This is a genomic window from Kitasatospora sp. NPDC001683, assembly GCF_053596495.1.
On record NZ_JBSFGK010000189.1, the window covers coordinates 1 to 5,590 of the forward strand.

The 5,590-nt window shown below is 75.0% G+C and carries 5 protein-coding genes; 3 read left to right on the forward strand and 2 right to left on the reverse strand.

Going from position 1 to position 5,590, the window contains the following annotated elements:
• Window positions 1–138: 138 nt before the first annotated feature.
• Window positions 139–705 carry a hypothetical protein gene (locus ACWCYO_RS40050; protein WP_270146503.1) on the reverse strand — a complete coding sequence of 189 codons (567 nt, stop codon included), beginning with the start codon at window positions 703–705 and terminating at the stop codon, window positions 139–141.
• Between the two features lie 253 nt (window positions 706–958).
• Here ACWCYO_RS40050 and ACWCYO_RS40055 point away from each other — a divergent pair, with 253 nt between their 5' ends.
• Complete coding sequence (locus ACWCYO_RS40055) at window positions 959–2,899, forward strand: serine/threonine-protein kinase (protein ID WP_449786985.1); 1,941 nt, start codon at window positions 959–961, stop codon at window positions 2,897–2,899.
• Window positions 2,900–2,902: 3 nt separating this feature from the next.
• Here ACWCYO_RS40055 and ACWCYO_RS40060 read toward each other — a convergent pair whose 3' ends face one another.
• Entirely contained in the window at window positions 2,903–3,430 is a 528-nt protein-coding gene (locus tag ACWCYO_RS40060) for an SHOCT domain-containing protein (protein WP_270146505.1), read from the reverse strand.
• Window positions 3,431–3,486: 56 nt separating this feature from the next.
• Between ACWCYO_RS40060 and ACWCYO_RS40065 the strand changes: the two genes are divergently transcribed.
• Together ACWCYO_RS40065 and ACWCYO_RS40070 are read left to right on the forward strand one after the other, a co-directional pair.
• Entirely contained in the window at window positions 3,487–4,590 is a 1,104-nt protein-coding gene (locus ACWCYO_RS40065) for a protein kinase domain-containing protein (protein ID WP_270146506.1), read from the forward strand.
• Between the two features lie 162 nt (window positions 4,591–4,752).
• On the forward strand, window positions 4,753–5,590 hold an 838-nt coding region (locus ACWCYO_RS40070), incomplete at its 3' end, for a serine/threonine-protein kinase (protein WP_449786986.1).

The window sequence follows — 5,590 nt, forward strand, 5'->3', positions numbered from 1 at the left end:
GACCCCGCGTTGTACGCCATCCTCACCCGCGAGCCCGAGGGGGACTTTGGTCAAGTCCCCGTGCCGGAGGCGGCCGAGTGAGTCCGAGGGGGGTGGGGGGTGTTGCGAGCGCGCGGGGCGAAGCGGGGGGACTGTGGGTCAGGAGCGGTTGGCGGTGCGGCGGGTGAGGAGGAAGCCGCCGATCAGGGCGATGGTGTAGAAGGCGAGGTCGAGGGGGCGTAGGTCGGCTCGCCAGGAGCTGAGGGTGTCGTGCAGGAGGCCGTGGGGGGTGGGGGCGTCGGAGTGCACGATGCGGAGTCGTTGGGTGAGTTGGCCGAGGAGGAGGGCGCCGGCCGAGAGCAGGGCGCCGAGCGGCGGGAGTAAGCGGTTCCGGCCGCCGAGCAGGCCGAGGGGGAGGGCGACGAGGCCGGCCTGGGCGATGGTCAGCCAGCCGAGGCTGTCGGCGGCGCGCAGCGGGGCGCAGCCGTAGGCCAGGCCGCCGAGCAGGGCGGCGAGCGGGGCGAGGAGCAGGGCGAGGGCGGTGCGGCGGCGGGGGGTGCGGCGGGGGACGGCGGGGGTGTCGGGGTCGTAGCCGGTGACCGGGACGCCGGGCATGCCGGGGGCGACGTAGCCCTCGGGGGAGTCCAGCACGGGCGCGACCGAGTAGTGCTCGGCGGTGCGCGGTCGGAGCGATGGGCCGTCAGCGCCCGGTGCGGGTACGGTCATGGGCGTCGAGTCCCCCCGGAAAGACGATGAGCTGCCGAACGGTAGCAGTGCTTCGAACAGATCTTGGCGAGTTTTCGATCACAGATCGGGCACGGAGCGCCTTTCCCGTTCCGGTTCGTCCCGGCTTGGGTCGGGGGGTGGGTGGTCGAGGGCCCTCGGGACAGGGGATGATGGAGGCTTGGGCGTTCGGGCCCGGGGCCGGGCCGATGCGCCGTCACCTCGACCGCCAGCAGCACATGGGGGAACGTTCCGAATGACCCAGGCGCAGGGTTCCACCGGCCGCCTCCTGGCCGGCCGCTACCGGCTGAACGGCGTGCTCGGACGCGGTGGCATGGGTACCGTCTGGCGCGCCGAGGACGAGATGCTGGGCCGGACCGTCGCGGTCAAGGAACTGCGGATGAACGCCAGCGTCGAGGAGGAGGAGAAGCACCGGCTGATCGTCCGGACGCTGCGCGAGGCGAAGGCCACCGCGCGGATCCGGCACAACTCGGCGGTGACCGTCTTCGACGTGGTCGACGAGGACGACCGGCCGTGGATCGTCATGGAGCTGGTCGAGTCCCGCTCGCTGGCCGACGTCGTCCGGGAGGACGGGCCGCTGGCGCCCGCCCGGGCGGCGGAGATCGCGCTGGACGTGCTCGGCGTGCTGAGCGCGGCGCACGCGCTGGGCATCCTGCACCGGGACGTCAAGCCGTCCAACGTGCTGATCGGCGAGGACGGCCGGGTCGTGCTCACCGACTTCGGGATCGCCAGTGTGGAGGGCGACGCCTCGATCACCTCGACCGGGATGCTGGTCGGCGCGCCCTCGTACATATCCCCGGAGCGGGCGCGCGGGCAGAAGCCCGGGCCGCCTGCCGACCTCTGGTCGCTGGGCGGCACGCTGTACGCGATGGTCGAGGGGCGGCCGCCGTACGACCGCGGTTCGGCGCTGGCCACCCTGACCGCGGTGATGACCGAGGAACTGGCCACGCCGGCGAACGCCGGGCCGCTGCTGCCGGTGATCGAGGGGCTGCTGGAGAAGGACCCGGCGAAGCGGCTGGACGCCTCGCAGACCCGGTCGATGCTCAAGCGGGTGGTCGCGGAGGCGACCGCGAAGGCCGAGTCGACGACCGAGCACGCGATGCCGGTCGGGCAGTCGGCCGTCGTCGGGGACTCGGCGGGGAAGAAGACCGAGGGCGAGGACCAGAAGGCCGGGGAAGCGGCCAAGGCGGAGGAGACGCCCAAGCGGACCGTGGGCGGGCTGCTGGGGACGGTCCGGGTGGGCAGCCGGGCCCGGGACGAGGAGCCCGTCGCGAAGGCCGACGCCGAGCTCGCCCAGGCGCCTGCGCCGGCGCCGGCGGCCGAGCCGATCCGGCCGGTGACCAGCGAGTGGACGATGGGCGCGACCCAGGCGGCCGGGGCCGATCCGCGCAAGGGCCGGCGGCGGCTGGCGGTGGTCACCGTGGTGCTGGTGCTGCTGCTGATCGCCGGGATCGTCGCGGTGGTCCAGGCCGTGGGCGGCGGGGACGGCGGCGCGAAGGGGGCGAGCACCCACAGCGCGGGCGCCACCTCGCCGGTCGCGGCGACCACCGGGGCCACGCCGAGCCAGAGCCCGGCGGCGCCGTCCAGCGAGCCCGCTCCCGCCGGGACGGCCACCGAGCCGACCGCCACGGCGGATTCCTCCTCCTCCGCCGCGGCACCGCCCGCGCCCGCCACCACGGCGGCCCAGCCGCCGGCCACCGACCCGGCCCCGGCCCAGACCGCGGGCGGCCCGGTGCCGGCCGGCTACCACGCGTACCAGGACCCGAGCGGCTTCTCCGTCGTCCTGCCGGACTGGCTGCAGCCGGCCGGGTCTGACTCCAACCGGCGGATCTTCAAGAACCCCGCCGACGGCAGCCAGCTGCGGATCGAGTGGACCACCTCGCCCGACGCCAGCGCCCTCGCCGACTGGCAGGAATCCGAGCCCAACGTCCGCGGTCAGGTGACCAACTACCAGCGGCTGAACCTGGCGGCGATCAACTACCGGCAGTGGACCAACGCGGCGGACTGGGAGTGGACCAACGGCACGCCCCGGATGCACTCGCTCAACCGCGGCTTCGTGACCGGAAACCCGGCCAAGTACGGCTACTCGATCTACTGGATCGTCCCGGACGCGCAGTGGGCCGCGCAGGCCCCGGTCCGGGACGTCGTCTTCAACACCTTCCAGCCGGCGCCGTAGGGGTCAGCCGATCAGGCGTTGCTTGGCGCGGCTGAACTCCTCCTCGGTGAGCGCGCCGGAGGTCCGCAGGGCGGCCAAGCGCTCGAGCTGGTCGAGGAGTTGCTCGCCGGGGGCGGCGTCGGAGGGGGCCGGGGCCTGCGGCCGGGCGGTGCGGGCGATCCGGGCGGCCGCGCGGAGCTGCTCGGCGAAGACCTCGGCCTTGACCACCTCCTCGAAGCGGTGGGAGCCGGTCAGCGCGACGACCGTCAGCACCTCGCCGTTGAACTTGGTCCGGGTCACGGTGGTGTCGGTGACGGCCGCGAGCGGAACCGGTACCGGCGGCTTCCCGTCCTTCAGGAAGAGCAGCCGGTGGGTGGTGAGCACCAGCACGCCCTTGCGGAAGTGGTCGGGGTGGCGCCCGGCCGTGGAGGCGACCGGCTCCTCGCCGTCGATCACGGCCGCTTCGACCGTGCGGACGGCCTCGGCCTGGTTGGCTCGGTTGCTGTTGCCCGCCACCTTGAAGGCGGTGTCGATCAGATCGGTCCAGTCCATGGATCGAGCGTAAAGGAGCCGCTCAGTAGGCTGTTCGGTGAGCGAGAGGAACTGGCATGCGAGGCGGCCCCGGCCAGTTGTTGGCGGGTCGGTACCGGTTGACGGACCGTCCCGAACTGCTGCGCGCCTTCGCGGTGGACGAGCGCACCGGTGAATCGGTGCTGCTGAGCGCCGTGGAGCTGCCCGCGCTGCTGACCGGCGGTCAGGACCCGGACGAGCCGAATCCCGCGCACGGGGAGCGGCTGGTGCGGCGGGTGGCGGCGGTCGGCTCGACCGCGCCGTCCTGGCACCCGCGGCTGCTGCGCGGGGTCGGCGCCTTCGTCGACGGCGAGCTGCTGTGGACGGTGGAGGAGCGCCCGGCGGGCCGGACGCTGGCCGAGCTGCTCACCGCCGGGCCGCTCCCGCCGTACCGGGCGGCCGAGTTGGCGGCGGACCTGGCCGGCGCGCTGCGGGCGCTGCACGAGGCCGGGCTCTCCCACGGCAACATGACCGCCGAATCGGTGCTGGTCTGCGAGGACGGCGCGGCGATGCTCGGCGGGCTGCTCGCCGGGGTGGCGCAGGAGGCGCTGGCGGAGGACCTCGGCGGGCCGGGCGGGCGCCGCCGGTACGACGTCCGGGCCACTCTGGTCGGTCCGGTGGCCGAGCGCTGGCCGCTGGACGGCGGCCCGGCGGGGGACTGCTGGGCGCTCGGAGTTCTGATGCAGCGGATGGTCACCGGCCGCCCGCCGTTCCCGGAGGTCGGCGTGCCGGAGCTGGTGACGGCGGTCCGGGACGGGCGGCGTGAACCCTCGGCGGTCTGCGGGCCGTTGGCACCCTTGGCCGAGCGGTTGCTGCAGCCGGACCCGACGCTGCGGCCGACCGCGCAGGCGGTGCGGGGCGAGCTGGCGGCGCTGCTGGCGGGCGCCCCGGAGCCGGCCGACGAGGAGCGGGCGGCGCGGGAGGTGGAGCTGAAGCCGGAGGCGCCGCTGGTGCCGTTGCGGCCGCGTCGGCGCGGGCGGGGCGGCCGGTCGGAGCGGGTCGCGCCGGAGTCCGTGGCGGTGCGGGCCGGCGGCGGGAGGACTTCGCGGATGTCCCCGGCCCTGCTCGGGCCGCTGCTGGTGGGGGGCGTGTTCCTGCTGCTGGTGCTGGGCATGGTTGCCGTGGTGCTGTTCGCGGGCTGACGGTCCGGTCGCCCACCGGTCCGCAGGTCCGGGGGTCGGGCGAGATTACCGGGCGCGGCGAGGTGCGCCTAGGGTGTGCGTGAGATCTGTTCGAACAGTGGTCTGCGGCGGGCTTTCCGCCGCGGTGACGGCAGGTGGAATCGAGAGGGGGAGCGGTCGCCGATGGGCGTGCAGGACCGGCCGGAGGCGGCCGAGGCGGAGCGGTTGCTGGCCGGGCGGTACGAGCTCGGCGAGCGGCTCGGCCGGGGCGGGATGGGCACGGTCTGGCGGGCCTGGGACCGGATGCTGGACCGCGAGGTCGCGGTCAAGGAGCTGACCGTCAACCACCTGCCGGAGGAGGACCTGCAGATCCTGCACACCCGGATGAAGCGCGAGGCCAGCGCCGCCGCCCGGATCAAGCACCCCGGTGTGATCACCGTGCACGACGTGCTGGAGCAGGACGGCCGGCCGTGGATCGTGATGGAGCTGGTCGACGGCCGCTCGCTGGCCGACGTGATCAGCCAGGACGGCACCCTGCCGCCGCGCGCCGCCGCCGAGGTCGGCAGCCAGGTGCTCGCCGCGCTGCACCGCGGCCACCAGCTCGGCGTGCTGCACCGGGACGTCAAGCCGGCCAACGTGCTGCTGGAGCGCGGCACCGGGCGGGTGGTGCTGCTGGACTTCGGCATCGCGAAGTACGAGGGCTCGACCGAGCTGACCCGGCCGGGCGACCTGGTCGGCTCGCCGGACTACCTGGCGCCCGAGCGCGCCCAGGGCGAGCGGCCCGGGCCGGCCTCCGACCTGTGGGGGCTCGGGGCGACGCTGTACGCGGCGGTCGAGGGCCAGTCGCCGTTCCGCCGGGACTCGCCGATCACCACGCTGGCCGCGGTGGTCGACGAGCCGCTGCCGGAGTCGCGCCGGGCCGGGCCGCTCGGGCCGGTGCTGGCCGCGCTGATGGCCAAGGACCCGGCCGACCGGCCGAGCGCGGACGAGGCGGCGCGGATGCTGGCCGAGGTGCAGGCCG

Excerpts from the sequence above, each read along its gene's own strand:
- ACWCYO_RS40065 (WP_270146506.1), top strand. The coding sequence starts at position 3,487 with ATGCGAGGCGGCCCCGGCCAGTTGTTGGCGGGTCGGTACCGGTTGACG.
- ACWCYO_RS40050 (WP_270146503.1), bottom strand. The coding sequence starts at position 705 with ATGACCGTACCCGCACCGGGCGCTGACGGCCCATCGCTCCGACCGCGC.
- ACWCYO_RS40060 (WP_270146505.1), bottom strand. The coding sequence starts at position 3,430 with ATGGACTGGACCGATCTGATCGACACCGCCTTCAAGGTGGCGGGCAAC.
- ACWCYO_RS40055 (WP_449786985.1), top strand. The coding sequence starts at position 959 with ATGACCCAGGCGCAGGGTTCCACCGGCCGCCTCCTGGCCGGCCGCTAC.